The 23,970-nt window shown below is 46.8% G+C and carries 25 protein-coding genes; 9 read left to right on the top strand and 16 right to left on the bottom strand.

The features are described from left to right. Positions 1–208: 208 nt before the first annotated feature. Together NYE58_RS02375 and NYE58_RS02370 are read right to left on the bottom strand one after the other, a co-directional pair. Entirely contained in the window at positions 209–1,228 is a 1,020-nt protein-coding gene (locus tag NYE58_RS02375) for a LacI family DNA-binding transcriptional regulator (protein ID WP_341001001.1), read from the bottom strand. Between the two features lie 52 nt (positions 1,229–1,280). Further along, positions 1,281–1,763 carry a hypothetical protein gene (locus NYE58_RS02370; RefSeq protein WP_280753297.1) on the bottom strand — a complete coding sequence of 161 codons (483 nt, stop codon included), beginning with the start codon at positions 1,761–1,763 and terminating at the stop codon, positions 1,281–1,283. A 273-nt stretch (positions 1,764–2,036) separates the two neighbouring features. Between NYE58_RS02370 and NYE58_RS02365 the strand changes: the two genes are divergently transcribed. Beyond that, a complete protein-coding gene (locus NYE58_RS02365; RefSeq protein WP_341001000.1) occupies positions 2,037–2,759 on the top strand; it encodes an HNH endonuclease in 723 nt (240 codons plus the stop codon). Positions 2,760–2,832: 73 nt separating this feature from the next. Here the strand turns inward: NYE58_RS02365 and NYE58_RS02360 are convergent, their stop codons facing one another. After that, positions 2,833–3,030: a YwbE family protein gene (locus NYE58_RS02360; RefSeq protein WP_036682616.1), complete on the bottom strand. Its 198-nt coding sequence runs from the start codon at positions 3,028–3,030 to the stop codon at positions 2,833–2,835. Positions 3,031–3,092: 62 nt separating this feature from the next. Here NYE58_RS02360 and NYE58_RS02355 point away from each other — a divergent pair, with 62 nt between their 5' ends. Further along, the gene (locus tag NYE58_RS02355; RefSeq protein WP_076124555.1) at positions 3,093–3,395 is read left to right on the top strand and encodes a hypothetical protein; all 303 of its coding nucleotides are present in this window, start codon (positions 3,093–3,095) and stop codon (positions 3,393–3,395) included. Between the two features lie 2 nt (positions 3,396–3,397). On the opposite strand, the gene sdaAA is transcribed toward NYE58_RS02355, so the two are convergent. The 4 genes from sdaAA to NYE58_RS02335 form a co-directional block, all read right to left on the bottom strand. After that, positions 3,398–4,276, bottom strand: a complete 879-nt coding sequence (gene sdaAA, locus NYE58_RS02350; RefSeq protein ID WP_341000999.1) for an L-serine ammonia-lyase, iron-sulfur-dependent, subunit alpha — start codon at positions 4,274–4,276, stop codon at positions 3,398–3,400. Then, a complete protein-coding gene (gene sdaAB, locus NYE58_RS02345) occupies positions 4,273–4,983 on the bottom strand; it encodes an L-serine ammonia-lyase, iron-sulfur-dependent subunit beta (RefSeq protein WP_076124558.1) in 711 nt (236 codons plus the stop codon). The genes sdaAA and sdaAB overlap by 4 nt, the downstream gene beginning before the upstream one ends. 154 nt (positions 4,984–5,137) lie before the next feature. Beyond that, the gene (locus NYE58_RS02340) at positions 5,138–5,557 is read right to left on the bottom strand and encodes a GNAT family N-acetyltransferase (protein ID WP_341000998.1); all 420 of its coding nucleotides are present in this window, start codon (positions 5,555–5,557) and stop codon (positions 5,138–5,140) included. A 2-nt stretch (positions 5,558–5,559) separates the two neighbouring features. Continuing rightward, positions 5,560–6,135 (bottom strand): DUF4269 domain-containing protein, encoded by a 576-nt coding sequence (locus tag NYE58_RS02335; RefSeq protein ID WP_341000997.1) that lies wholly within the window; start codon positions 6,133–6,135, stop codon positions 5,560–5,562. 124 nt (positions 6,136–6,259) lie between these two features. Between NYE58_RS02335 and NYE58_RS02330 the strand changes: the two genes are divergently transcribed. Both NYE58_RS02330 and NYE58_RS02325 read left to right on the top strand, forming a co-directional pair. Next, positions 6,260–7,159, top strand: a complete 900-nt coding sequence (locus NYE58_RS02330) for an SDR family oxidoreductase (RefSeq protein WP_076142074.1) — start codon at positions 6,260–6,262, stop codon at positions 7,157–7,159. A 31-nt stretch (positions 7,160–7,190) separates the two neighbouring features. Beyond that, the gene (locus NYE58_RS02325) at positions 7,191–7,646 is read left to right on the top strand and encodes a hypothetical protein (RefSeq protein ID WP_076142073.1); all 456 of its coding nucleotides are present in this window, start codon (positions 7,191–7,193) and stop codon (positions 7,644–7,646) included. Between the two features lie 16 nt (positions 7,647–7,662). Here the strand turns inward: NYE58_RS02325 and NYE58_RS02320 are convergent, their stop codons facing one another. The 3 genes from NYE58_RS02320 to NYE58_RS02310 form a co-directional block, all read right to left on the bottom strand. Further along, positions 7,663–9,312, bottom strand: coding sequence for an NAD(P)H-hydrate dehydratase (locus NYE58_RS02320; protein WP_341000995.1), 1,650 nt, complete (start codon positions 9,310–9,312; stop codon positions 7,663–7,665). A 90-nt stretch (positions 9,313–9,402) separates the two neighbouring features. After that, positions 9,403–10,035, bottom strand: coding sequence for an NAD(P)-dependent oxidoreductase (locus NYE58_RS02315; protein ID WP_076218933.1), 633 nt, complete (start codon positions 10,033–10,035; stop codon positions 9,403–9,405). A 232-nt stretch (positions 10,036–10,267) separates the two neighbouring features. Continuing rightward, complete coding sequence (locus tag NYE58_RS02310) at positions 10,268–10,681, bottom strand: GNAT family N-acetyltransferase (protein WP_081398215.1); 414 nt, start codon at positions 10,679–10,681, stop codon at positions 10,268–10,270. A 179-nt stretch (positions 10,682–10,860) separates the two neighbouring features. On the opposite strand from NYE58_RS02310, the gene NYE58_RS02305 reads away from it, so the two are divergent. Next, positions 10,861–11,169 carry a hypothetical protein gene (locus tag NYE58_RS02305; protein ID WP_076134873.1) on the top strand — a complete coding sequence of 103 codons (309 nt, stop codon included), beginning with the start codon at positions 10,861–10,863 and terminating at the stop codon, positions 11,167–11,169. A 719-nt stretch (positions 11,170–11,888) separates the two neighbouring features. On the opposite strand, the gene NYE58_RS02300 is transcribed toward NYE58_RS02305, so the two are convergent. The 4 genes from NYE58_RS02300 to NYE58_RS02285 all read right to left on the bottom strand — a co-directional run bounded on the left by NYE58_RS02300 (position 11,889) and on the right by NYE58_RS02285 (position 15,292). Further along, positions 11,889–12,113, bottom strand: a complete 225-nt coding sequence (locus tag NYE58_RS02300; protein ID WP_076101319.1) for a YezD family protein — start codon at positions 12,111–12,113, stop codon at positions 11,889–11,891. Between the two features lie 117 nt (positions 12,114–12,230). After that, entirely contained in the window at positions 12,231–13,094 is an 864-nt protein-coding gene (cysW, locus tag NYE58_RS02295) for a sulfate ABC transporter permease subunit CysW (RefSeq protein WP_076101318.1), read from the bottom strand. 128 nt (positions 13,095–13,222) lie between these two features. Next, entirely contained in the window at positions 13,223–14,071 is an 849-nt protein-coding gene (gene cysT / locus NYE58_RS02290) for a sulfate ABC transporter permease subunit CysT (RefSeq protein ID WP_076124574.1), read from the bottom strand. A gap of 93 nt (positions 14,072–14,164) precedes the next feature. Next, positions 14,165–15,292 (bottom strand): sulfate ABC transporter substrate-binding protein, encoded by a 1,128-nt coding sequence (locus NYE58_RS02285; protein WP_036682645.1) that lies wholly within the window; start codon positions 15,290–15,292, stop codon positions 14,165–14,167. A gap of 387 nt (positions 15,293–15,679) precedes the next feature. Here NYE58_RS02285 and NYE58_RS02280 point away from each other — a divergent pair, with 387 nt between their 5' ends. Then, positions 15,680–17,947 (top strand): alpha/beta hydrolase family protein, encoded by a 2,268-nt coding sequence (locus NYE58_RS02280; RefSeq protein WP_341000993.1) that lies wholly within the window; start codon positions 15,680–15,682, stop codon positions 17,945–17,947. Between the two features lie 128 nt (positions 17,948–18,075). Here the strand turns inward: NYE58_RS02280 and NYE58_RS02275 are convergent, their stop codons facing one another. Beyond that, positions 18,076–19,125, bottom strand: a complete 1,050-nt coding sequence (locus NYE58_RS02275; protein ID WP_076276005.1) for a lactonase family protein — start codon at positions 19,123–19,125, stop codon at positions 18,076–18,078. A gap of 250 nt (positions 19,126–19,375) precedes the next feature. On the opposite strand from NYE58_RS02275, the gene NYE58_RS02270 reads away from it, so the two are divergent. The 3 genes from NYE58_RS02270 to NYE58_RS02260 all read left to right on the top strand — a co-directional run bounded on the left by NYE58_RS02270 (position 19,376) and on the right by NYE58_RS02260 (position 21,707). After that, positions 19,376–19,636 (top strand): GlsB/YeaQ/YmgE family stress response membrane protein, encoded by a 261-nt coding sequence (locus NYE58_RS02270; protein ID WP_036682650.1) that lies wholly within the window; start codon positions 19,376–19,378, stop codon positions 19,634–19,636. A 207-nt stretch (positions 19,637–19,843) separates the two neighbouring features. Further along, positions 19,844–20,344, top strand: coding sequence for a CcdC family protein (locus NYE58_RS02265; RefSeq protein WP_076185218.1), 501 nt, complete (start codon positions 19,844–19,846; stop codon positions 20,342–20,344). A gap of 400 nt (positions 20,345–20,744) precedes the next feature. Then, complete coding sequence (locus tag NYE58_RS02260; RefSeq protein WP_076124580.1) at positions 20,745–21,707, top strand: L-lactate dehydrogenase; 963 nt, start codon at positions 20,745–20,747, stop codon at positions 21,705–21,707. A gap of 99 nt (positions 21,708–21,806) precedes the next feature. On the opposite strand, the gene NYE58_RS02255 is transcribed toward NYE58_RS02260, so the two are convergent. Then, positions 21,807–23,849: a methyl-accepting chemotaxis protein gene (locus tag NYE58_RS02255; RefSeq protein ID WP_341000992.1), complete on the bottom strand. Its 2,043-nt coding sequence runs from the start codon at positions 23,847–23,849 to the stop codon at positions 21,807–21,809. Positions 23,850–23,970: the final 121 nt, after the last annotated feature.

Raw genomic sequence — 23,970 nt, 5'->3', positions numbered from 1 at the left:
AAAAAAAATGATCTAACGAGAGCAGGTAAAAAGTGGCATAACAATATGCCCATTATAGCCCTATTCCTCTGAATACGCTGTAGCAAATACCGCATAGAAAAAATTCAAGCTATGATGTCCTCTACTTTATCAGGACTCTTTTCTCTACGTCAAGATTTATCCTGTGGATAGCAGCCCGCTCTCTGTAGTTATGGAATTTGATACAGCCCTAATCCCCGCTAGCCGGAGGTGCACAGGATTCCCGTTCGATCACTTCTACCGGAACTAAAACCGCTTCCTTATCCAACTGTTTCCCTTCAATCGATGCTAAAAGAATGTCCGCTGCCCGGCTTCCTAAAAGTGCCGTATCCTGACGAATGGTTGTCAATGCAGGTGTAACATACTCAGCTAGATCAATATCATCGTAACCCACAACTGAAAGGTCCCGCGGTACGGAAAGTCCACTATCTTTTGCCGCCATAATAGCCCCTAAAGCTAACATGTCACCCGAAGCAAAAACAGCGGTTGGCCGATCAGGTAGCTTAAGAAGCTCCAGCATCGCGTTATAACCACTTTCACGAGAATAAAAAGCTCCATTCACAACATAGGACGCCGGCACTTCAAGCCCCTGCTGCTTCATAGCGTTCTTATACCCTAACTCCCGAGTTTTACCGGGAAAAGTGTTCATCCCCCCGGAAATATGAGCAATCTTGCGATGACCCAAAGAAATTAAATACTCTATCGCAAGCTGAGCTCCAGCCGTATTATCCGAACATACCGTATGCGACTGGTTAGTCTCAAAATCCAGAATCACAGTAGGAATATCACTCTCTAGCAGCTCACGGAAATAGGGGTCCTCGTAATCAGACAAGAAAACGACAACACCATCTACACCACGGATTCGGCAATTCTCCAAATACCCGCTTTGTTTACCCCCAACATCCTTGGAAATAAACATGAGGGCATACCCCTTATCCACAGCAACCTTCTTAAAGCTCTCAATCACAGCGCTAAAAAAGGGATGGCGAATACCAAATCCCGTATTCTCTACAAACAATACACCAATGGTCCATGATTTCTTAGTAGTCAGTGTACGGGCATGGGAATTCGGCAAATATCCCATTTCTTGGGCAACCCGGAAAATTTCCTGGCGAGTCTTCTCCCGTACATCGGAATAATTATTAAACGCCTTGGATACCGTTGTAGGAGAGTAACCGGTTCTTTTGGCAATATCGTATATAGTTGTCAATCCGGTTCACTCCTTGCCCAGACTAATGAAATACCTTCTGTTCACTGCAATTTTAACGTCTTTCGGTACCGCCGTCCAGCAAAAAGTAACTTTGCACGGAAGGAAGCAGCGTAACAGCTTGGATCAAAAGCCCTAGACTCATATAGACCAGATGTATGATTACCACACTGTCGAGCATATACGTCTGTACCATAATCCAAATAATTAGACCAAAGCCGATATATAGGGACAATGCCCAGAAGCTATATAATTTCTTAAAGGGATTCAAAGTATTCACCCAATGCCATTCTGGTCTCTTGATCAACCCATATAACACGAACATAGGCAGGATACCAAATACGATGAATAGCAAAATACCCGGAATTAAAAAATCTGAAAATGGCGATCTTTCCAGCATAGATGTGGGTATGTGTATCAGATCACCACTAGGATCTATGACCATTGACCCGCCTCCTGCTAACGCTCCAACCCCCAAAAATATATGAAGAATATAAAGCAATGTTACCGTAAACGGCCTTCTTTTGGTTGGCTTCATTTCAGTTCCCCTTCCCATGTTTAAAAAGTAGAGCATTCCTTATAGCTCTTTTCGATTTTACATGTTTTTCCTGAATGTCACCAAGACAGATATCACACAAAAAGCCGTATTTAAGCTTTTTTTGAGTGCGATGTGAACGATTGTATTTTACGCTATACTAAGATTAGAACGAAATGTTAACCCTGCCGATTGAATCTAATAAATAAAATACATTGGATCCTAAAAAACAAGGAGACAGGACGGGCGCTAAGTTGCGCTGAACCTAACATATCTATGAACGATACCCATCTTTTATCCACCAAACAATGTACCTATTGCCAGCAACAGAAGCCGCTCTCTGAATTTCTTAAACGTACCGGCAAACGTTCCAAAGGTCAGTCTCGCCGTGGCGCTTGTCGGGAGTGCCGCAAACAACGACAAAACATAGATCTCACTCTTGCAGCAGGTCCCATTCCAGTACAACCTTATACCATTCAATCCCCTTCTTTGGCTGTCAAGGAACGCTCCAAACAAGGAAAGCCTTCTTCCACGGTTGCTTCTTCACCGCAATCCAACCCAAATCAGCGCATACGGGGCTTGGAACAACGAAGGAAACATTCTCATTCTCAAGGCGCGAAACTGAGTCCCGAAGATCCAACGCAATTGATTCCCTCTGCCAAAGGGAAAATTCTAATGCGTGGCCACAGTGATAAAGGACGGCGCTGGCATCAGGAAATTGACTACGAGCTTGCAGTTACTCTAGTCAGAGAACATGCCGCTATCGTAGTGAATCGCCGAACCATCCGCCGGATTTACAGCAATAAGGATTTCCGTGCTTATATATTGACCAGAGACAACTATACTTGCTACTTCTGTGGCTCCTATGGAGACACTATAGATCACTTGCTCCCCCGTGCTAAAGGTGGCCATACTACTCCGGATAATTGCGTTTGCGCTTGTACGTTATGTAATCAGACCAAAGCCGATCAGTCCGTTGAGGATTTTATGAGCAGATAAAAAAGAAAAGCGCCCCAATTTCTGTTGATTAGGGGCGCTTTTTTATAAAAATCAAAGGTAAAGTTTATTATTGTTAGTTAGCAACAATATTCTTAACTCGTCCTACCTGTCCACTGGTTAAACGCACCTTGATGCCATGCGGATGTCGAGGTGAGTTCGTGAGAATATCCTTTACCGTTCCATGTGTTAGCTTACCCGTCGGCTGATCCTGCTTAAGCACAATATCCACTTCAAGCCCAGGACGAATATCGGCTCTTACCTGTCCGTTCATGATGTAATCCCCTTTCAATGGGTTATAATGTTGTCAACTATACTACATAAGGAGGAGACGTAATGGCCTTTGGCATCAACAGAGAAGAATTAACCCGCTGGAAAAAGGCTGTCTCCGCAGGAGAGATCGCTTTCTTAACCCATTACTGGCTAGACCCGCGTTTTCCCGGCATGACTACTGTCACCAAGGTCGGCTGTAGTGACCTGACCAGACTAACATATTGGTGTGAGGAAAATGGACTGCCGGCTAAATATATTCATAATCGTTCGCCATTCCCCCACTTTGACCTTTTGGGACCCAAACAAGCAGAAATCCTTCGGAAGGAAGGATTATGGGAACAGTTGGAACGTTTCAAAATGCTCTAAAATCACTTCTTTTTACGTAAATCCTGCATGATCTTGCGGCCGGTAGGTGTCTGTGCTAATCCGCCACCTGCGGTCTCGCGGTGTTTTTCTGGCATAGCTGAGCCTACCTCAAGCATGACCTTGATTACTTCATCTGAAGGAATCACGCTACGTACGCCAGCTAGTGCCATATCGGCGGCGGCGAGCGCGGTCACTGCACCGAATCCGTTTCTAACGATACAAGGAATCTCTACAAGTCCTCCCACCGGATCACAAATCAGTCCTAAGGTGTTCTTAAGCGCCAGTCCAACAGCATGCACTGCTTGTGCAGGCGTTCCTCCACGCAGTTCGGTTAAAGCTCCTGCCGCCATCCCGATGGCCGACCCGACCTCCGCCTGACAGCCACCCTCTGCACCAGATACAAACGAATTGTTGGCAATGACATAACCGATCGCTCCTGCAGCGAACAAACCGGAAACCATATAGTCATCATCCCAGCCAAACCGTTCCTGGCAGCTGAGAAATACACCCGGAATAATTCCGCATGAACCTGCGGTAGGTGTAGCAATTATGCGGCCCATTGAGGCATTAACCTCGGACACAGCCAAGGCATAGGCCATTGCTTGACCAGCGGGTTCACCTAGGCATGGTTCATCTGCTGCGTTATAGGCTCCTACACGCTGGGCATCCATTCCCGTAAGACCGCTGCGCGAAGTGGTATCTTCATGCATCCCACGATGAACAGCCTCTTTCATCACCCCATAATATTCACGCATAGTGGCAAATTCCTGTTCACTGGAACGTCCCGATTCCGCGCTTTGCTCTTCAAGCATAAGGGCTCCAATGGTAAGACCACGTTCCTCACATAATACAGCCAGTTGACTAAGTGTTTGAAAATTCATGTTAAGCTTTCCTTCCCCTTCTCATCTTGCTTACCCTCGTTTAAATTAACCAATTTCACCGATTTCACCGCAGTGAGCGCTTTAAGCGCTTCAATAAGCTCTGGAGTAGCAGCTTCATCCAGCTCCAGTACCGTTAAGGCTGCACCGCTGCGATTCTTCCGATCCAGAGACATATGCCCTATATTAAATTGTCCGTTACGCATCACTTCTGTAACACTCGCCAGAACACCTAAATAATCCATATGATGAATCAATACCGTCGGATACATTCCCGTAAGCTTTACTCCAAAACCATCCACATCGACGATCTCAATGTTTCCACCACCGATGGATGTCCCCGTTAAAGTCAGCTCACTTCCTGTCTCTTGTCCGATAAGATGCAGTTTAACTGTGTTAGGATGAGGAAACAATCCCGTTCCTTGCTCAAAAGATACGTCCATCCCAGCTTCAGCCGCTAACTCCAGAGAGTCGGGTAACCGATGATCATCGGTAGCGTAATCCAAAAGTCCTCCGACAATAGCCCTGTCTGTGCCATGGCCCTGATAAGTAGCTGCAAAAGAACCAAAAAACGTCACTTCTGCCACACGCGGCACTTCACCCAGCACCTGCCTTGCAGCCCTTCCGATCCGTGCCGCACCGGCTGTATGCGAGCTTGAAGGCCCGACCATGGCCGGACCAATAATTGAAAACACATCTTTGAAACGCATAAAAGACCTCCTGCCTGCAAATAGGCAATTATCAAACTCATATATAGTATACTGCACTGGCAGTCGGAGTTCACCGTTACATTTGCTGTGATATATCCACTTCTAATCTAATGATATTTTACTTAGATAGTATTTTCATTTCGCATCTTATGTATCACAAGATATCCTGGGAGTATAACATAATTCCACCTCTATACTGCCAGCCTATCCCTTCCCAGAATCCTCTTCCTTGTTCATTGGTTCCAATCACCATCAGATGACATTTTGCGATACCAGCTGCATGTAAATTACCGAGACAACGCTTTACAAGCTCACGCCCGATGCCCATGCCTCGGCAGTCATTACTAACTGCAACATGATACATATAACCTCTTCGCCCATCATGTCCACACAATGCAGTTCCTACAATCCGGCCGTCTTCATTCTCGCAGATCTGGCTGAAGCCAGCATTACGCTCCAGATAACACGTAATCTCCAGTCTCGAATCCGCTTCACTAAGTCCCATTCCCTCTGTATTTTCCCATAGCTGGTAGGCAGCTTCATAATCATCCGCAATCATCTCTCGATAATTCATGTCTATCCCCTCGCTTGTATAGAATGACAAAGAGCATAAAGAGCACTCCGCGGAAGCTTTTCCAGCATCAGCAGCGCTTCATAAGGGTCACCTTCCAAGCCCAGCACTTGCGCGAAGGCAGGTTCGGTCTTCCACCCGTTTGTTTTCATTGTAATGATCTGCTGGCGAAAATCATTATCCAGCTGAGCTAGAATTTCCGCTTCAATGATCATATGTAAGTAACCATTCTGCAAAGCTGTGGGTCGCGGCTGCCCAAACAGTTCTATAGGCCAGCCACCGGCCATAAAGTTAATTTTCGTTCGTGGGACCCCATCAACCACACGCGATACACTAGTAAACTCATCCATGGCTCCGAAATATCGACTAACAATGTCCGTAAACTTTACGGAATCATGCACCTCACAAATAATATCCAGATCGCTGCCCTTCACCTGAATTCCAAGCGGCACTGTGCCAACCAGCACCGGGTTATAGTCGGCCAGCAAACTCATAATATTTAATTTTCTTAACAGGGTATAGACCTCTTTTTGCACTGGAGTTCCACGATTAAGATAATCTATGTTTCGCCAATCATTCATCTCTGACAAACGCTCCCCCGACTAGGTTATAAACACAGGCATGACCGGATAACAGCGCACGCTTTTCTAGGCGCATGCATAGAAATATACGGAAGATAGAAGGCAAGGAGGAGTGTATGTAAAAATGAACCCCACCTACCCCTATTATGGGGAACAAACGATATGTAAGGAACAGCCTATTGCTTTTCCCCCACAACACCAAGACCGTCAGCCTGGTCTAGAGAGTCTAATGAATCCTCGCCCCATCAGTGAAAATCCGGAGATCACCGGCAGCGGAAAGCTAAAAGGAAAAATTGCGCTCATCACCGGAGGCGACAGCGGAATTGGTAAAGCGGCGGCCATTGCTTTTGCAAAGGAAGGCGCAGATGTCGCTATAGCTTATTTATACGAAGCTTCAGATGCAGAGGTCACTCAGCGGCGAATTGAAGAATTAGGGCAACGTTGTTTGCGGATCGAAGTTGATTTACGCCATAAGGAAAACTGCTTCAAGGCTGTGGAGCATACCCTTCGCACTTTTGGCAAGCTGGACATCCTCGTCAACAATCATGGCGTCCAGTATCCGCAAAAAAGTATTCTGGATATCACGGAAGCACAGCTCTACCAAACGTTTCAGACGAATATATTTCCATTCTTTTACCTGACACAAGCCGCACTTCCACATTTAAAAAAAGGCGCAGCCATCATCAACACTGCTTCCATTACTGCCTATCAAGGAAATAAAGAGCTTATAGATTATTCCTCAACTAAAGGCGCGATCGTCTCCTTTACCCGCTCTTTAGCCTTATCACTCGTAGACTCTGGCATTCGTGTCAATAGCGTAGCTCCCGGACCTGTATGGACACCACTAATTCCCTCCAGCTACTCTGCAGATGAGGTTAGTGTATTTGGGACGGATACACCCTTTAAACGTGCCGCACAGCCATATGAGTTAGCAGGAGCCTATCTTTATTTAGCGGGACCGGATTCTTCGTATGTTACCGGGACATGTATTCATGTCAATGGTGGAGACATGGTCACCAGCTGATGCATTACACCACGAGAGGAATGTATATCAAATGAATAAGATAAATGATTATGATATCTCTTCTGTCCGCCTAAGCAGTGGCATGTACGCATTAACCAAATTAGCCTGCGCAGGGCTAACTTACGTCCTTATTACCTTACTTATGCTTGGATTTCCACAATCCGATGGAATTCCTGAAGGCTGGCCACTATCGATTCCTTATGCCATTTATGCTTATGGATTGCCTGCGGCGTTAGTAGCAGATGTACTGCTGCGTATTCTGCGCTCCAAATCCCCTATCCTGCCCCTTGCTGTATATGTCGTCACGGGTTTTGGTGCAGGTCTATGGCTGGCAGCGGAACAAGGTGCAGAGTATCTGCTATGGGGTCTGGGTGGAGTCCTTGGACTACTCCTTCTCAGAGTGACCCAGCTTGGTGTAGAAAGGTTTCCTCTGTTGCTGCCAGTATTCGCCCTATTTCTGCCACTGCTCTGCTTACTGCTGTCATAAGCCTTATTAGGGATACTCAAAGCGCTTCAATGATATCTCCGGCAATAATAGCCGCCGGATTATTCCGCTGACGGGCTGCTCCCTCTCCTGCTAATCCGTGCAAGTATACCCCAAAAGCTGCTGCCTGCGTAGCATGAAGTCCCTGAGCCAGCAGGCTGGAAATCATGCCCGTTAGCACATCACCAGCTCCACCAGTGCCCATGCCGGGATGGCCTGTGGTATTTACATAAGCTTGCCCTTCAGGAGTTGCTATCACGGTATGTGCTCCTTTTAACACAAGCGTAACCCCATGCTCCTTGGCATAGTCCATAGCCAGACCGATTCGGTCACGTTGGACCTCAGCCGTAGTTAGGTTAGCCAGGCGAGCCATTTCGCCTGGGTGAGGTGTCAGAATTACAGAATGACTCCGCCGCGCCCAAATCTTATAATCGGAGTCAGCCAGAATATTTAAAGCATCCGCATCGATAACCAGCGGGCAATCACTGCCTTCCCAAAGACTGCAAAGCCAATCTGTATCACCCGGGAACCGTCCAAGACCTGGTCCCACAGCGATTACATCTCGCTCTTCGCTTAACTTCAGTAGCTCAGACGCGGTCTCAGACTCCCAGTTTCCCTCTTCACTGCCACTTACATCAGCCAGCATGAGTTCAGGAACAACACCGATGACGGAAGGTAACAGCTTCTTAGGAAGCGCCCACGTCACCAGTCCGCAGCCCGTGCGCAGCGCAGCACGGGCTGCCAGTAGTCCGGCGCCGCTCATCCGTAAGGTGCCGGCAGCAAGGAGTACATGCCCATAAGTTCCCTTATGGCCTTCTGGCGACCGCCGCCGGGCCAGATCGACACCCAAATGGGCATGCAGCACTTCCGGTGTCAGCAGATGAGTCTGCACACCGCTGTTAAGAGCCAGAGCAGTCGGAATGCCGATGGCCCGTACCTTGACATGCCCCGCTGCGCCTGCACCGGGGTATTGCAGGAGGCCTCGCTTGAGAAACGCGAGGCATACCGTCACTGACGCATGAATGCAAGGCTCATGCGTCTCTCCTGTGTCCGCGTTCAGACCACTGGGGATGTCCGCGGACACAATGACCTTGCCGCTGCTGTTCGCTGAGGCAATCAGCTCCGCATAGGCGCCGCGCGGGGCTCCCGCGCCGCCGGTGCCGAGCAGCGCATCCAGGATGCCGCTGCACTCGGCAAGGTCCAGCCGATCCCTGCCGTATACTACGGCAGGCAGGCCCATGGCTGCAGCCGCATCGCGCTGCAGGGCGGCCTCGCCGGAGAGCAACTCCGGCGGCACCGCATAGACGAGCGTGACGGCGATGCCGGTCTCGCGAAGGTACCGTGCGGCGGCGAGGCCATCGCCGCCGTTGTTGCCTTTGCCGACGAGGATGAACCATCGCTCGGCGGCGGCAGAGGCAAGCGTCAGCGCATGATCTGCGCTGACCTTAAATGCCTTGCCTGGGTCACCCAGCGCGGCCTCCTTTAGCCCGGCATCGTTCCCTTTGGCTGCATTCCTGCAGCCTGCCCCGCCTCTCTCCCGGCAAAGCGCGATGATCTCCTCTGCGATAACTCTTCCCGCATTCTCCATCAGCGCAATCGCTGGAATCCCCAGCTGCTGGATCGTTTCGCTGTCCAGCTGCCTCATTTGCTCAGCAGTTACCAGATACATGATTTAGCCCCTTTCCGCTATCTACCGTTCCAAAGCTTCACACGCAATTCCAAGTACAAGTCCGAGCGCAAGTCCGGCGCAAGTCTGATATCAGTAAGCGACAGTAAATCTGGCCCGACTAAAATTCCCTTCCTCCAGCTCGTCCACCATAGCTACAGCGAAATCCTCCACACTAATCTTGCTTTCACCATTCTCATCTAGAATAAGACGGTCCAATCCGATGCGGAAATGACCTGTACGACGACCTGGATGAACTACCGCAGCAGGACTGAGATACGTATAATCCAATTCTGTATTTTTGTAAATCTCATAAGCCTGCGCATGCGCCTCTGCAACTGGTTTAAACTCTTCCGGAAAATCCGGTGTATTCATCAGCAGCTCTCCAGTTTCAGTCTTTAAGCTACCTGCACCTCCAACAACCAACAGCCGATTTAACCCTGCCGTCTGCATACCCTCCACCAACGCTTTTGCCGCCGTAATCAGATCCTGCTCGTGGCCCGCTCCTGGTCCATAAGCACTGATTACCTCTTCATGGCCACGGACCGCAGCCGCTACTGAAGCCGGATCAAGAATATCCACCGTTGTGACATGTAAACGCTCGTGTTCGAGAGTTACTGACTCTGGATTGCGTACCGCAGCTGTTACTTCGTGTTTTCTTTTTAATGCCTCCTGTACAATTGCCTTTCCAATCGTTCCTGAAGCGCCCAATATTACAACATCCATCTTGTTGTTCCTCACATTCTACGAGCAAGGCCATTATCGTGCAGCCTTCCTGCTCTATTATTTTTTTGATGCTCATCTGAATAGCTTTTCCCTTACAGCCTTTAAACATTATTTATCCGCTCAAATCCGATCGAAACCAGATCGCGCCTACTACTCCACTTCCAGACCAAAAACCCCTTAACCAATACAAGGGGCACTCTCTACTAAAAAAGCAGCATGAATTCGCCTTAGCTTAGCGACGCAAAAACATTCCCTGAGAATGTGGCATAACCGATTCAAATCCATATTGTGCATAGAGCTTCGAGGCTTCTCCATCTGCAATCAGACTTACATACGCCTTGTCCGGTACAGTAGTAAGGAACTTCCTGATTTCCTGCATGATCAGCTTTCCCAAACCTCGTCCTTGATGTGAAGGCTTGACCGCGATATCCGTGACCTGAAAAAAGCATCCCCCATCGCCAATCACCCGTCCCATCCCGATTAGGTTATTCTCCTCATACAAAGTTACCGCAAAAATAGAACGAGGCAAACCGATCGTTGCACCTTCCACACTCATTTCACTCAGCCCAGCTTCTTTTCTCAGTGCCAAATACTGTTCCACTGAAGGCTGTTCATGGCGTATATCAAGCTTACTTGTTGTTTCCATCCGCACTCCTCCGTTCAGCATTGCTGTTCCCACTATATACGACTGCATGGTTCACAGGCAAGGCTCACTGCTAGGGATGTTTTTGAAACTGAGGGATAAGCATTATATTCTTGAATTCCTTTACTGACTGTGTGGAATAGTATCTGTAACAATATTTTTAAAAGGGTGGGTGAAGCATTATGTCTCCTGTAGCCAAGCTGTTTAAATGGGGAACATGCCTTTATGAAGCTTTTCTGGCTCTGCCGTTGATTGGCGGACTCTTTATCATTGCTAATGGTTGGGTCCCTTTGGCCATTGCCTTTTTGCTTCATGCTGTAGCCGTTGTTGTGCTGCAAAGAGAACATAAACCATTCATGGGGAACGTTCTGGGCATTATCACCTCGATTTTAGCTTTTGTTCCGATCGTTGGTTGGATTATGCACGCCATTACTGCGTTCATCCTGTTGATGGAGGGCGTATCCGCCTCACGCCAAGCCCCTCGTTATTAACAAACGTACTGCGTCATCAAAATATGTAGCTGCCCTACGGGCTGATCATTTGTATATGTCGTAAAGAGACAGATCATCCTCTGCGACCTATGGACCCGGATGACGTATTGCTGTGTTCTTACTGGTGGGCGGTCTGCTTCAACACTCATCATTCCTGCGACTTACGGACCCAGATGACGTATTGTATGTTCTTACTAATGAGCGGTCTGCTTCAACACTCATCATTCCCAGCGACTTACGGACCCAGATGACATATTGCTGTGTTCTTACTCATGAGCGGTCTGCTTCAACACTCATCATTTCCGGCGACCTACGAACCCGGATGACATCTTGCTGTGTTCTTACTGTTAGGCGGTCTGCTTCAACACTCATCATTCCTGCGACCTAGGGACCCAGATGACGTTATTTGCACCTTTTCAGCTTTTTAAGCGTGGTTTCGGACTCCAGGGACGTTATTGCTTAGAATCAGGTCCATATGTGGTGTTTTTTATGCCAATAGCGGCTATGCGGTCCGTTAGCGGGGCAAATGTGGCATAATACTGTGTTTAGCGTCAACTGAGTCCGATAGGGTGCGTCATATGGTGCGTCATACGTGCCAAATATCAAGCATACGAAGAAAAAGGAGTTGCCCCAACAGCCATTTCGTGGCTTATGTGACAACTCCATAATCTTTTATCCAAAAAGATGATATATACCTTTATGATTGCCCAGAGATTGAATCAACGTCCCGCCGATTGAGAATCGGCCCGCCGGCTGCCGCTTTCACCAATATAACGTCCATTTGCGTTGCCACTGCTATTCTCAAACCGTTTGCGTTCCGTACGCTCCATCTGAACAATCTGACCTTCATGAACCACAATATGCAATGAGCCAAATTCCATATCATCCAGAAGTCCTGCAATCCGCGTAAGCCATAAATCGTCCACTTTCAGCGGTTTAGCCATTCTCTAGCCTCCCTTTCTCACCAAAGGATTATATCCGCCTAAATTCCTTTTTTCTTCAATTCCGTTATTACCAACCAGTATACTATGAATTAACTTAGCATGGAACTAAAAGTCATGTCAATGGGCATTTTTTCGCGACAACCAGCTTTTAATAATCATCGTTACCAAAGCCAATAACAGGAGCAAAGAAGCTACTGCAAAAGATGCTGAAAATTGATATTCGTTGTACAAAATCTCAACATGCAGCGGCAGCGTATTCGTCTCCCCACGGATGTGCCCGGACACCACAGAAACCGCACCAAACTCACCCATGGCCCGCGCATTACACAAAATAATGCCGTATAGTAACCCCCATTTAATATTAGGCAGCGTGACTCTGAAAAAGATTTGCCACCCATGTGCGCCGAGTGTAATTGCCGCTTCTTCCTCCTGTGTACCCTGATCCTCCATCAGCGGGATTAACTCACGCGCTACAAAAGGAAACGTCACAAACAACGTGGCTAGCACGATACCCGGAAGCGCAAATACGATCTTAATATCATGGGCGCTCAGCCAAGGGCCAAACCATCCGTTTGCTCCGAAGACGAGTACAAAGATTAGGCCGCCGATGACTGGCGAGACTGCAAAAGGGAGATCAATCAGGGTGATCAGAAACCCTTTGCCGCGGAAACGGAACTTGGTTACAGCCCACGCCGCTGTTACACCAAAAAAGGTATTCAGAGGCACAGTTATCGCCGCAACAAGCAGCGTCAATCGCAGCGCTGAGCGGGCATCCGGATCAGTCAGGGCAGCAATATATACGTCCCAGCCCTTCTTAAGTGCCTCGGTTAACACAACAACTAATGGCAGAGCAATCAGCCAAAAAAGGACTAGCCCAGCCGCTCCGATCAACACCCATTTTACAATTGGGGTTTCCGTTGTCGCGGACGAGGACGCATTCTTTTGTAGCCGGGGGGTATGGAGAGGGACGGTACCGGCCAAAATTATTCCTCCTTTAAAGGGTTTTACGAAGACAAGATAGCTTGGAATATTCAATATCAACGGCAGATATCGAGTGTCTCCGAGTAAGTTTGAACATGTTCGGACGTCTGCTGTCACGGCGATTACCCTCAACGAGAAGTCTTACGAACCCAGCGCTGAAGTGTATTAATAACAAGTAACATTAAGAAAGAGATGAGGAGCAATAGCAGGGCAACGGCGGTAGCTCCGGCATAATCATATTGCTCCAGTTTAGACATAATAAGCAGCGGAGCAATCTCCGTCCTCATCGGCATGTTACCGGAGATGAACACGACGGAGCCGAATTCACCGATGCCCCGAGCAAAAGCTAGAGCAAAACCTGTTAGCAGTGGCGGAAACAGCTCAGGCAGAACTACTGAACGAAAGGTTCTCCAGCGGCCTGCGCCAAGGGTTGCCGAAGCCTCCTCCATATCTCTGTCCAAATCCTCCAGCACCGGCTGCACCGTCCGGACAACGAACGGTATGCCGATGAACATCAAAGCCAAGGTAATCCCGAGCGGAGTGAATGCCACCTTTAATCCCAGCGGCTCAAGCCAAGACCCAATCCAGCCATTGCCTGCATAGAGCGCCGTCAAGGAGACACCAGCTACAGCTGTCGGCAAGGCAAACGGGAGATCGATCAGCGCATCAAATATTCTTTTGCCCGGAAATTCATAACGTACCAGTACCCACGCCAGCAAAAGACCTAGAATTGCATCTACAAAAGCAGCCGCAGCAGCTGTCGACAGGCTCACACGATACGAAGCTAATACCCGCGGGTCCGTAGCTACATCCCAGAATTTCGCCCAGCTCAGACCTGTAGAATTGAACAGCAGCGCCGAAAGTGGCAGTAGAACCACTAGACTCAGATATAATACACTGTAGCCCATCGTCAGCCCGAAGCCGGGTAGTATTTTTCGCCGCGTTGCTGCTGGTGCAGCCGTAGTGGTGACATTCATCCCCTATTCATCCTTTCTCGCCTTCGGCCTTTTAGCCGATCAGCCCCTACCGGGACAAATCTCAATAATCATATCCTGCATTTCATTCATCTGTTATTTGGCACCCGGCACATAAATCTTGTCAAAGATCCCGCCATCATTAAAATGTTTCTCTTGCGTTTCTTTCCAGGTTCCGAATTTGTCAGCCAATGTGAACAGCTTGATTTCCGGGAACTTATCTTTGTATTCTTCTTTCACGCTATCTAATGTAGGACGGTAGTAATTCTCAGCCGCAATTTTTTGTCCCTCTTCACTATAGAGATACTTCAAGTACGCCTCAGATACCTCACGCGTGTCTCTTTTGTCCACAACCTTATCTACTATAGCTACTGGCGGTTCAGCCAGAATACTCTCCGAAGGATTCACGATATCAAATTTGTCCGGTCCCAGCTCTTCCACGGATAAATAGGCTTCATTCTCCCATGCGATCAGCACATCACCAATTCCACGCTCCACAAACGTTGTCGTAGATCCACGCGCACCGGTATCCAGCACTGGCACATGCTTGAACAGTTCTTTTACAAATTCCTCAGCCTTAGCCTCATCGTTATTGTTCTGGTCTAGTGCGTAACCCCAAGCCGCCAAGTAGTTCCAGCGTGCACCACCTGATGTTTTCGGGTTTGGTGTAATAACCTCTACGCCCTCTTTGAGCAGATCTGGCCAATCCTTGATTCCTTTCGGATTCCCTTTGCGTACAAGGAACACGATAGTCGAGGTGTAAGGCGAGCTGTTATGATCGAATTTACTTTGCCAGCCCTCGTTGATCAGTCCCTTTTCCTGCAAGGCATCAATATCATAACCAAGTGCTAATGTCACAACATCCGCTTCCAGGCCATCAAGCACAGCACGGCTTTGTTTCCCCGATCCACCGTGGGATTGTTTAATGGTGACCTTCTGTCCTGTTTCTTTCTCCCAATAGGCAGCAAAAGCTTTATTATAATTCTCGTACAATTCGCGAGTAGGGTCATAAGATACGTTCAGTAGTTCTACTGGATCTTTAGATGGAGTTTTGGTGGCTTCAGCCGCATTTGTGGCCTCCGCTGAATTGGTTGTTGCTGGTGCGTCTGTTGCCGGACTAGCACTATTGCCGTTATTGTTATTGCTGCCGCAAGCAGCAGTAAGCCCTGCCGTCAGCAACAAGCTAAACCCTACAAGAAGCCCTTTATTCATCTTTTTCTTCATCTTTTCCACTCCCCCATGTTTTTTCGTACCAGACAAACCCTTGGGTAACACAAAAAGAACGGAGGAAAGCCTACGTATGGCAGGTCAAACCGGTCCTAAGACCGTGTCTGCGAGCCTAATGCAGGCGTTCCTCCGTTCGTACGGTAAGAACTTTCTTCAATTATTCCTATCTACTTAGTTGGTTTATATGGATATAATACTGAAACCCTTTAACTGTGTCAAACCTTTTTTTCCAGCCTATGTCAAAGAAAACTCACACACACCACACCATACAAGCTATGGGGTCGGTTCCTGTAAGATCCACTTGTTATTGATGCTATAAAGTAATATTATTGCTACAGCTTATGGGTTAAGAGAAATTACCGCTTTATGTCAGGGGAGAGAGTCATGGGTATGGATTTAGAGTACGTCCCTGCGCCGTTGAAACCGCGGCTCCACAGACGTATGGCTCAAGAAATTGGACGAAGAATTAGGGGAACCTACCGTTACGATACAGCAGTTTGGAGAACAGCTATAGCCGGTCTGTGGATAGTATGCTTTTTAGCCTTTAGTACTGCCGTGTTAGGCATTCCTACTGGATTAGGTAAACCTACCGATATCGCTCTTGCTGCAGGTGCAGGCACTGTCCTGCTGGCGATTTCCGGCAATATCTTGGCTGTTCTGCTAGCGTTGACCGGACTGCGTATCCCAAGATTATTCGCAGGCTGTGTATTGAGTGATTTTGGAGCTATTCTACTAATCTTATATTATGCAGATTTTGAAATTGAGGCTGCGGTTGTCATTGCGGTCGTGCTTGCACTGCTAGGAGCACTAGGCGGATTAGCCATTGGCCTGCTCCGCAGCAAAAGAATAACATTAGGACTTCTGCTAACAGTGGCAGTGACTTTTTCCCCACTTGCGCTGGCAAGCGGAGTGCAAGAACTGCCTATTTCAGAGTCGGTCGACATCAACGATACGGAAGTTGTTCCACTTACAGCCTCCGATCCTGGAAAACCAGGTAATCTAGCTTATCAGACCTTCACCTATGCCAGTGGTACCGATCTACATCGTGCCGAATACGGTAAGGATACAAGCTTGATATCCTCTACGGCCGATGCTTCTGCTTATATTAAGGATTGGTCAAAGCTGCGCACTTTATTCTGGGGTTTCGATTATAAGGCACTTCCCTTGAATGGTCGCGTATGGATGCCAGAAGGCGAAGGTCCATATCCAGTAGTACTGATGGTGCACGGCAATCATATGATGGAGGATTACTCTGATGGCGGGTACGCTTATCTCGGCGAACTATTGGCAAGCCGGGGATTTATCGCGATCTCGCTCGATGAGAATTTCCTGAATTATTCTGCTTGGTCCGGTATTCCGGACAATGATTTTAAAGTACGGACTTGGACCCTACTGAAACATTTAGAGCAGCTAGCAGACTTTTCAGATGATCCGGGCAGTCCTTTTTATCAGAAAATAGATTTCACAAAAACCGCCCTGCTCGGCCATAGCCGCGGAGGACAAGCCGTAGCTATGGCCGCGGATGCCACTCGTTGGTTCAAGGATGATCCGGTGATGGCGGCAGTTAATCGCTTTAATATAACCTCTGTAATCGCGCTTGCACCAACGGACAAAACGATAGATGACCAGCAAGCCCGTCTCAAAGACATCAATTATTTGACCCTCCAGGGAGCCCGCGATGGAGATGTACATGATTTCTATGGTGATCGGCAGTATATACGTACCTCCTATTCCCAAGGATCGTCTGCTTTCAAAAGCTCGCTGTATATTGCGGACGCCAATCACAGTCAATTCAACAGCGATTGGGGCGGGTATGATCAGACCTTGCCAGCTGGACTCTTTTTAAATCGGGCACAAATCATGGATGCAGACAAACAACGGCAAATCGCTAAGGTCTATGTATCAGCTTTCTTGGAGACCACCTTGCATGAAAAAGAGGAATACCAAAGCTTGTTCCGGGATTATCGCAGCGGGCTGAAGTGGTTACCAGATACCGCCTACTACAATCGATTCCAAAGCGGGGGATATCGTCCTGTAGCCACATTCGACGATGACCGTAACAAAAACACAGTAGAACTAGGAACAGCAGAAGCATCGGGTGTTTCTTGGTCAGAAGAGCTAGCTAAAGACCGGGAGTCGAAAAGCAAAGCCACCTATGGTGTTGTCCTTGAACGCACAGCCAGCAAAAACGAAGAAGCTTATTACAACATTAAGCTTAACGACAGTGTCCGTACTGAAACTGCTCTTTTAGGGGCAGATGGCCTTACGTTCTCTATGGCAAATCTGAATGGTGACATTAGTGAAGAAATGGATGTTCCACTACCTCCAAAGGTTGAGGTGGAGTTAACTGACCATAATGATACCTCAGCCCGCTTGACGTTGGATGAAGTAATGGACATACTGCCGCTTCCACAAACTCAGTTCACGTTATTCCCATGGCTTGAAGAGCGGATAAACGATGGCAAATACGGTGACCTTTCCGAAGCTGTATTTCAAACCTACGAGATGCCGTTCGAACAATTTCAAGAGGAAGAACCAGAGCTGGATCCTGATAACCTGACAGAAATCACCTTCTATCTTGATGAAGAAGGCGACCGGATCATGCTGGATGACATCGGTTTTTACGATTTAGGTATCCGAAATACATTTTAAAAATCACTTGCTATTATCCTTAGGACTTCATTTGCAAAATAGGGCTATTCCCAACCTCCACTCACGAAAAAATGAATGGATACGGGAATAGCCCTTATTTTTACGACATACAATAACCTAGTCTCAGCCTACAACGCTTGCACACAAACAGGTGACTTCATTTCCAATTCATTTCCTGTAGGGATTAATCTGCCACTCTCACTATCGATAGAGAACGAGGTAATATTATCACTATTCTGATTAGCAGCAAGCAGCTTATCCCCAATAATTGCAAAGTTACGCGGAGTACGCCCGCCGGTACCCTGCCAATCCACTGCTTCAAGCAGACCCGTTAATTCATCGATATGGAACAGGGCGATACTGTCTTGTCCCCGATTGGAGACATACAGGAATCTGCCACAAGGGGAGACATGAATATCGGAAGCTGTATCGTCACTACCGGCAGTATAATTTTCAGGAAGCGTGCTAAGATGCTGTAAAACATTTAGATTTGCATCCTGTTCATCATTAGCAAATGCCGTTACTGTACAATTCAGTTCATTCGCCAGGTAGATCCATTGTCCAGAGGGATGCACCGCCAGATGACGTGGACCTGAACCAGGTGGCAGATTAAGCTCACGATGTTTTACCAGTTTGCCCTCTTCAGGGCGATAGATCACAATTTGATCCAGTCCCAAATCGCACACCAGCACATGTCTACCACTTGCGTCCGGAATGACAGAGTGCGGATGCGGAGCCTCCTGACGGTCTTCACGAATGCCTGAACCCACATGTTTTACTTGGTCGGACATCTCTTGAAGCGAACCATCTTCATTTACAGGAAAAGCATTAACATTGCCTCCTGAGTAATTGGAGACGAATATGTAATCTTCCTTAGGACTAATGGAGACATAACAAGGAGCGCCACCTTCCGTAGGACGACTTCCAAGTGATTTCAACGCTTTAGTTGCGGGATCAATTGCATATGCGTAAACCTCACCTTGATCCTTCTCACTAACTGCATACAACACGCTGCCTGCTTTATTCACAGCTAAAAACGATGGATTCTCAATTCCCTCGGTACCCTCAAGAATTCTCATTTCCCCCGACAAAAGACTAAGCGCACATAACTGAATCGCCTTCTCGTTCTCAGAGTTATACGTTCCTGCATAAAACAATGCCTCATTAGCCCGTTCCATAATAGTGGCTCCTTTATCTTTTATGTATTGTATTACTTCTTACTTACCCTTTACTAATAGGGGTTTACTCATAATTTTATAATATTTTTTCACTATAGCATGTTTATAGTTGTAATACATTATCGAAACTGCATTTAGAGCCTACTTCCTAACCATTCCGGAAGAAGTAAGTTTTTCCATGTGGTTTAAAGATGGTCACAAAGGTTAATAGTAGACATCGCAAACAACAAAACGAAGGAGTTGAAGTAACATGAGTTTTCTATGGATGTTAATCGTTGGTGGGGTTATTGGTTGGTTGGCTGGTCTGATTATGGGCAGAGATATTCCTGGTGGTGTTATCGGTAATATCATCGCTGGTATTATCGGTTCATGGCTGGGTGGCGTGCTTCTGGGAAGCTGGGGACCTAAAGTAAGTGATTTCTACTTCTTCCCTTCTTTGATCGGTGCCGTTGTGCTGATCTTTATCGTGAGCCTTATTCTTCGCTCGACAAGTGGACGCAGCCGTTCGTAAGTCTGGGCTGAGATAATAATATTCACATCAATAAATCCTCGTCAGAGTATGCTCTGGCGGGGATTTTTGTATGTATCGTTCCTTTAAGAAAAAATTCCTCTGCTGGAATTGTTGCGGGGATGGAGCCAATACACTTCAATGTTTTGCCATCGTTTTTCTGTTATAATGAAGATACAAGTGACTGAAATCATAGAGAGGTCGTGTATCATGGGTAACATAAACCCCTCGCTTCTACATATTGGCTCCACATTAGGGGCTTTGTTCATGGCGCTGATGGTTATTTTCATTCGTCTAAAAGCAAGCGCACGTCCGGTTACCATTCGAAAAATATGGATTCCACCTCTCGGTATGTCGACGGGTTTTGCCATGTTTGTGGCACCTGCGGTCAGATTCCCATTATGGTGGGCGGCAGTCGCCTTTTTGATTGGCTGGTTCATCTTCGCGTATCCTCTTATACGCAGCACCCACTTTGAACAACGTGATGGACAAATTTACGCTCAACGCTCCAAGAGCTTTGCGTTTATCCTGCTCGGACTTCTTCTAGTCCGCACTTTACTCCATGAATTTATTAACCGTTATGTGTCTATTCCACAGTCCGGTGGTTTGTTCTTTATTTTAGCCTTCGGCATGATTGTTCATTGGAGATTTTTTATGTTCAAGCGTTATAAGGCTATGACCTCCTCGGTGAGTCTGCTGCCGCAGCCATGATTATCAATAATAATCCTAAGAAGCCATCTCAGGGTTCTTACCCGATATCCTTGAGATGACTTCTTACCTCTTGTAACTCAAGCTTATGTTCTCCTCTGCTTTTTTCTACTTTTCACCCTTTTCTGACATCAATTAGCCATCCTCTTATTACATCCTCTTTAAGCACTTTACATACACTATAGGGATAGATCTCCTGAAATAACTAACTCATCATGTCACCTATTCAGCATTAAACAGAAAAAATATAATCTTTGCAAGTCCGATGTCAGGTAACTTGCGAAGGGATACGTTAAACTATAAGCATACCTAACGATAAGCTTCCAAAAGACCTTAATGCTGAAATAAATATCATTTGGAAGCCTATACTGCGTATAACTTTTAGAGAGTGAGGACAAGGCAATTGAAAAGTAAATCGAGAAAAGTAGCCATCGTCGGGGCCGGAATGGTGGGTTCAAGCTGTGCTTACTCCATGGTTAATCAGGCCATTTGCGACGAAATTATGATGATCGACCGCACCTATGATCGGGCTATGGCACAAGCACTTGATCTCTCGCACTGTATGGATTTCACAAGCACACGCACAAAGGTGTATGCCGGAACCTATAGCGATTGTGCAAAAATGGATGTCGTTATCTTAACCGCTGGCGCTAATCCAACAGCCGGGCAGACCCGACTTGACGTATTGGAAGCCTCTGCGGTTATTACTCGAGAAATCATTACCAACATCATGGCTGGGGGATTTGATGGAATTTTCGTAGTCGCCGCTAATCCGGTCGATATTGTCACTTATATGGTCTGGAAAATATCAGGTCTGCCTCGCCACAGAATTATTGGTACCGGGACCTCCATTGACTCGTCGCGCCTAAAAACCCTGCTCTCCGATGTGTTCTCCATTGACCCGCGTAGTGTTAATGGCTACGCCTTAGGTGAACATGGTGAATCCCAATTTGTAGCTTGGTCCCATGTAACAATTGGCGGCAAGCCTATTCTGCAAATTTTAGATCAGCATCGCGAGCGGTTCCCGCATTTGGATCTGGAGGATATCTCCCGCAAGACAAAAGATGCCGGCTGGGAAATTTTCACCCGTAAAGGCTCCACACATTTCGGGATTGGCAGCGCACTTGCCTACATTACCCGTTCGATCCTGAATGATGAGCACAAAATTATCGCCGTATCCGCCATTCTGGATGGAGAGTACGGACATAGCGGTGTATGCACGGGCGTGCCCGCCATCATAGGCAACACTGGGATTCAAGAGCTGCTGGAGCTTAATTTAAATACAGAGGAAACCCAGAAATTGAACCACTCCTGCAACATTGTACGTGCAGGCATCGAGAGCCTACAGCTGGAAGACAGCGTTTAATTCATAAAAAAATCGCTACTTTGGGAATGGGTGAGATCACCCGCCAGCTCCCAGAGAGCGATTTTTTGTATTATTAGGAGATGAATCTCAGTTTATCTCCTACTTTTTAAACTTTTCGATTTCTTCTTTCAGCACAGACATCACTTCATTAAGTGATTCCGCGGAGGACACGACATCCTTCATAATCTCTGTCTGCTCCCCTGAAGCTAAGGAGACCGCCTGAGCATTCTCAGCAGATTCTTTAGCTATTCCGAGCATATCGGATATAGAAGCCGTTATTTCTTCCGTGCCGGCTGACATCTCTTCATTAATTGCTGACACATCCTGTATTTGCGACGATACTTCACGGATCGAAGAACGGATATGATCAAAGGAAACACCGACGTTTTGCATTTTCCCCATTCCATCGCCAATTTCCTCAATACTCTTCTTCATGGAATCCGCTGCACTTGTTGTTGAAGACTGAATGCCGCCGATTAGCTCCACTATACTAATGATGGAACTGTTCGTCCGCTCTGCTAACTTTTTCACCTCATTCGCAACTACACCGAAGCCACGACCATGTTCTCCAGCTCTGGCAGCCTCAATAGAAGCATTCAAAGATAATAAGCTTGTCTGATTGGATATCTCAGAAATTACATCCACAATTTGTCCGATTTGTTCCGATTGCTCACTTAATTTCCCAATCATCTCGGCAGTCTGATTAGCTGTGGAACTGATAACAGCCATCTGTTGCAGTGTAGATTGAATTTCCAAATAGCCACTCTCTACTTCTGAGTTGACTGTCTCAGCCTGATCTGATACCGCTGCAGAGGACTCAGCAATACGTTGTAAACCTACAGCCATCTCTTCCGTTGCTCTTGCGGATTGCTCGGAGCCTCTAAATTGCTCTTCCATTCCTTGAGCTACTTCTTGGATAACTGTAGCAACCTCTGCTGAAGTATAGGACGAACGTTGAGCCGATTTCAGCATTCCTTCTGAGGAATAAGCAACCTCCACTACTGTTGTATCAATCTTGTTGACAATACCGGAGAGTGTCTCAATCATATCATTGATATTTTGACTCATCTCGCCGATCTCATCTCCGGACTGCACTTTAACCCTCTCATTCAGATGGCCCTCTGCCACCTTTTTCATAGTCGAGGAAATAGCTTTAATGGGTCTAACGATAAGACGAGTAAGGTACAGTGAAACAAAAATTATGACAAGTATAACTGCCAGTAAGATGAACATTGCTGTTCTTTGTGCAGAGGTCACTTTGGCAAAAACCTCTTTCTCCGGCACTGTTACAAGAAGCTTCAGATCAGTATCTGGAATTGTCTTAAAGTATGTAATGACTTTCTTACCATCTTCGCCCTTATAAGTTTCGGACCCCTCTTTGTTGCTCAAAATCTTGTCAACGACCTTCTGAAGAGCCGGCTCTTTAGCGTAATCGGTAATTTTTTTGCCCATACGACTGACGTCTGGATAAGTATAATACATGCCATCATTTGAGATTACGTATCCAAATCCGGTATCCGCCATAGTAATTTCATTACTCATTTGGGCAAGAACTTCAGGAGTAATCGAGAAGACAATACCTCCCATAAATTGCTTATCCTTATCCATGACAGGAACTACGATTGGAATGATATATTTATCAAGCTGCTCCAGATAGGACATTTCCCCCAACACAGGCGCATGTGTTTCTTTCGCTTTCAAGAAATAGCTCGCATCTGCTACATTCGCGGTCATGTTCATCATATTGGTTAACTGGCCGTCTTTACTAATGACACTGTAACCTTCTGTCTCACTGTCACTTTCCTCCAGCACTTCTATCACAGGGAAGATACTTGCCGGATTTGTAAAATCGAACTCAGGATGCTGGGACACCAGATCCTTTACGGACGAGGTTTTGTTGGATAGCCACTCATCCATCCGGAATGTGTTCGTATTAATGGTGTCCTGCGCCATTTGCTCACTGTCTGTGCGTGTGACATTGCCGAAATAATCAAGTAAAAATATGGTCGCTACCATGAGCGGCACGATTGCAATAGCTAATATAACAGATGACCACTTAAGTTGAATTGACGTCGCTTTTCTCTTCGTTACATTTTTTCTCATTTTTTTCATCTTGTTTCCTTTCATTTCATTTTCATTCACGATGAAATAGCCTCCTCACTCCATTTGTTATAATATCTCCTGATGTGGATATATCTTCTATATCGGCAAAAATAGACAAATTCTTTGCTGGAGAATAAAAAAAATAAGCCCTAAGACCCCT

The organism is Paenibacillus sp. FSL L8-0708 (assembly GCF_038009325.1).
GTDB classification, from domain to species: domain Bacteria; phylum Bacillota; class Bacilli; order Paenibacillales; family Paenibacillaceae; genus Paenibacillus_AQ; species Paenibacillus_AQ odorifer.
The sequence above is the reverse complement of the archived record's forward strand: the minus strand, read 5'-3'. Positions and strand labels throughout refer to the sequence as shown.

Coding starts and splice junctions, on each gene's coding strand:
- NYE58_RS02370 (WP_280753297.1), bottom strand. CDS start 1,763: ATGAAGCCAACCAAAAGAAGGCCGTTTACGGTAACATTGCTTTATATT.
- NYE58_RS02365 (WP_341001000.1), top strand. CDS start 2,037: ATGAACGATACCCATCTTTTATCCACCAAACAATGTACCTATTGCCAG.
- NYE58_RS02360 (WP_036682616.1), bottom strand. CDS start 3,030: ATGAACGGACAGGTAAGAGCCGATATTCGTCCTGGGCTTGAAGTGGAT.
- NYE58_RS02355 (WP_076124555.1), top strand. CDS start 3,093: ATGGCCTTTGGCATCAACAGAGAAGAATTAACCCGCTGGAAAAAGGCT.
- sdaAA (WP_341000999.1), bottom strand. CDS start 4,276: ATGAATTTTCAAACACTTAGTCAACTGGCTGTATTATGTGAGGAACGT.
- sdaAB (WP_076124558.1), bottom strand. CDS start 4,983: ATGCGTTTCAAAGATGTGTTTTCAATTATTGGTCCGGCCATGGTCGGG.
- NYE58_RS02340 (WP_341000998.1), bottom strand. CDS start 5,557: ATGAATTATCGAGAGATGATTGCGGATGATTATGAAGCTGCCTACCAG.
- NYE58_RS02335 (WP_341000997.1), bottom strand. CDS start 6,135: ATGAATGATTGGCGAAACATAGATTATCTTAATCGTGGAACTCCAGTG.
- NYE58_RS02330 (WP_076142074.1), top strand. CDS start 6,260: ATGAACCCCACCTACCCCTATTATGGGGAACAAACGATATGTAAGGAA.
- NYE58_RS02325 (WP_076142073.1), top strand. CDS start 7,191: ATGAATAAGATAAATGATTATGATATCTCTTCTGTCCGCCTAAGCAGT.
- NYE58_RS02320 (WP_341000995.1), bottom strand. CDS start 9,312: ATGTATCTGGTAACTGCTGAGCAAATGAGGCAGCTGGACAGCGAAACG.
- NYE58_RS02315 (WP_076218933.1), bottom strand. CDS start 10,035: ATGGATGTTGTAATATTGGGCGCTTCAGGAACGATTGGAAAGGCAATT.
- NYE58_RS02310 (WP_081398215.1), bottom strand. CDS start 10,681: ATGGAAACAACAAGTAAGCTTGATATACGCCATGAACAGCCTTCAGTG.
- NYE58_RS02305 (WP_076134873.1), top strand. CDS start 10,861: ATGTCTCCTGTAGCCAAGCTGTTTAAATGGGGAACATGCCTTTATGAA.
- NYE58_RS02300 (WP_076101319.1), bottom strand. CDS start 12,113: ATGGCTAAACCGCTGAAAGTGGACGATTTATGGCTTACGCGGATTGCA.
- cysT (WP_076124574.1), bottom strand. CDS start 14,071: ATGAATGTCACCACTACGGCTGCACCAGCAGCAACGCGGCGAAAAATA.
- NYE58_RS02285 (WP_036682645.1), bottom strand. CDS start 15,292: ATGAAGAAAAAGATGAATAAAGGGCTTCTTGTAGGGTTTAGCTTGTTG.
- NYE58_RS02280 (WP_341000993.1), top strand. CDS start 15,680: ATGGGTATGGATTTAGAGTACGTCCCTGCGCCGTTGAAACCGCGGCTC.
- NYE58_RS02275 (WP_076276005.1), bottom strand. CDS start 19,125: ATGGAACGGGCTAATGAGGCATTGTTTTATGCAGGAACGTATAACTCT.
- NYE58_RS02270 (WP_036682650.1), top strand. CDS start 19,376: ATGAGTTTTCTATGGATGTTAATCGTTGGTGGGGTTATTGGTTGGTTG.
- NYE58_RS02265 (WP_076185218.1), top strand. CDS start 19,844: ATGGGTAACATAAACCCCTCGCTTCTACATATTGGCTCCACATTAGGG.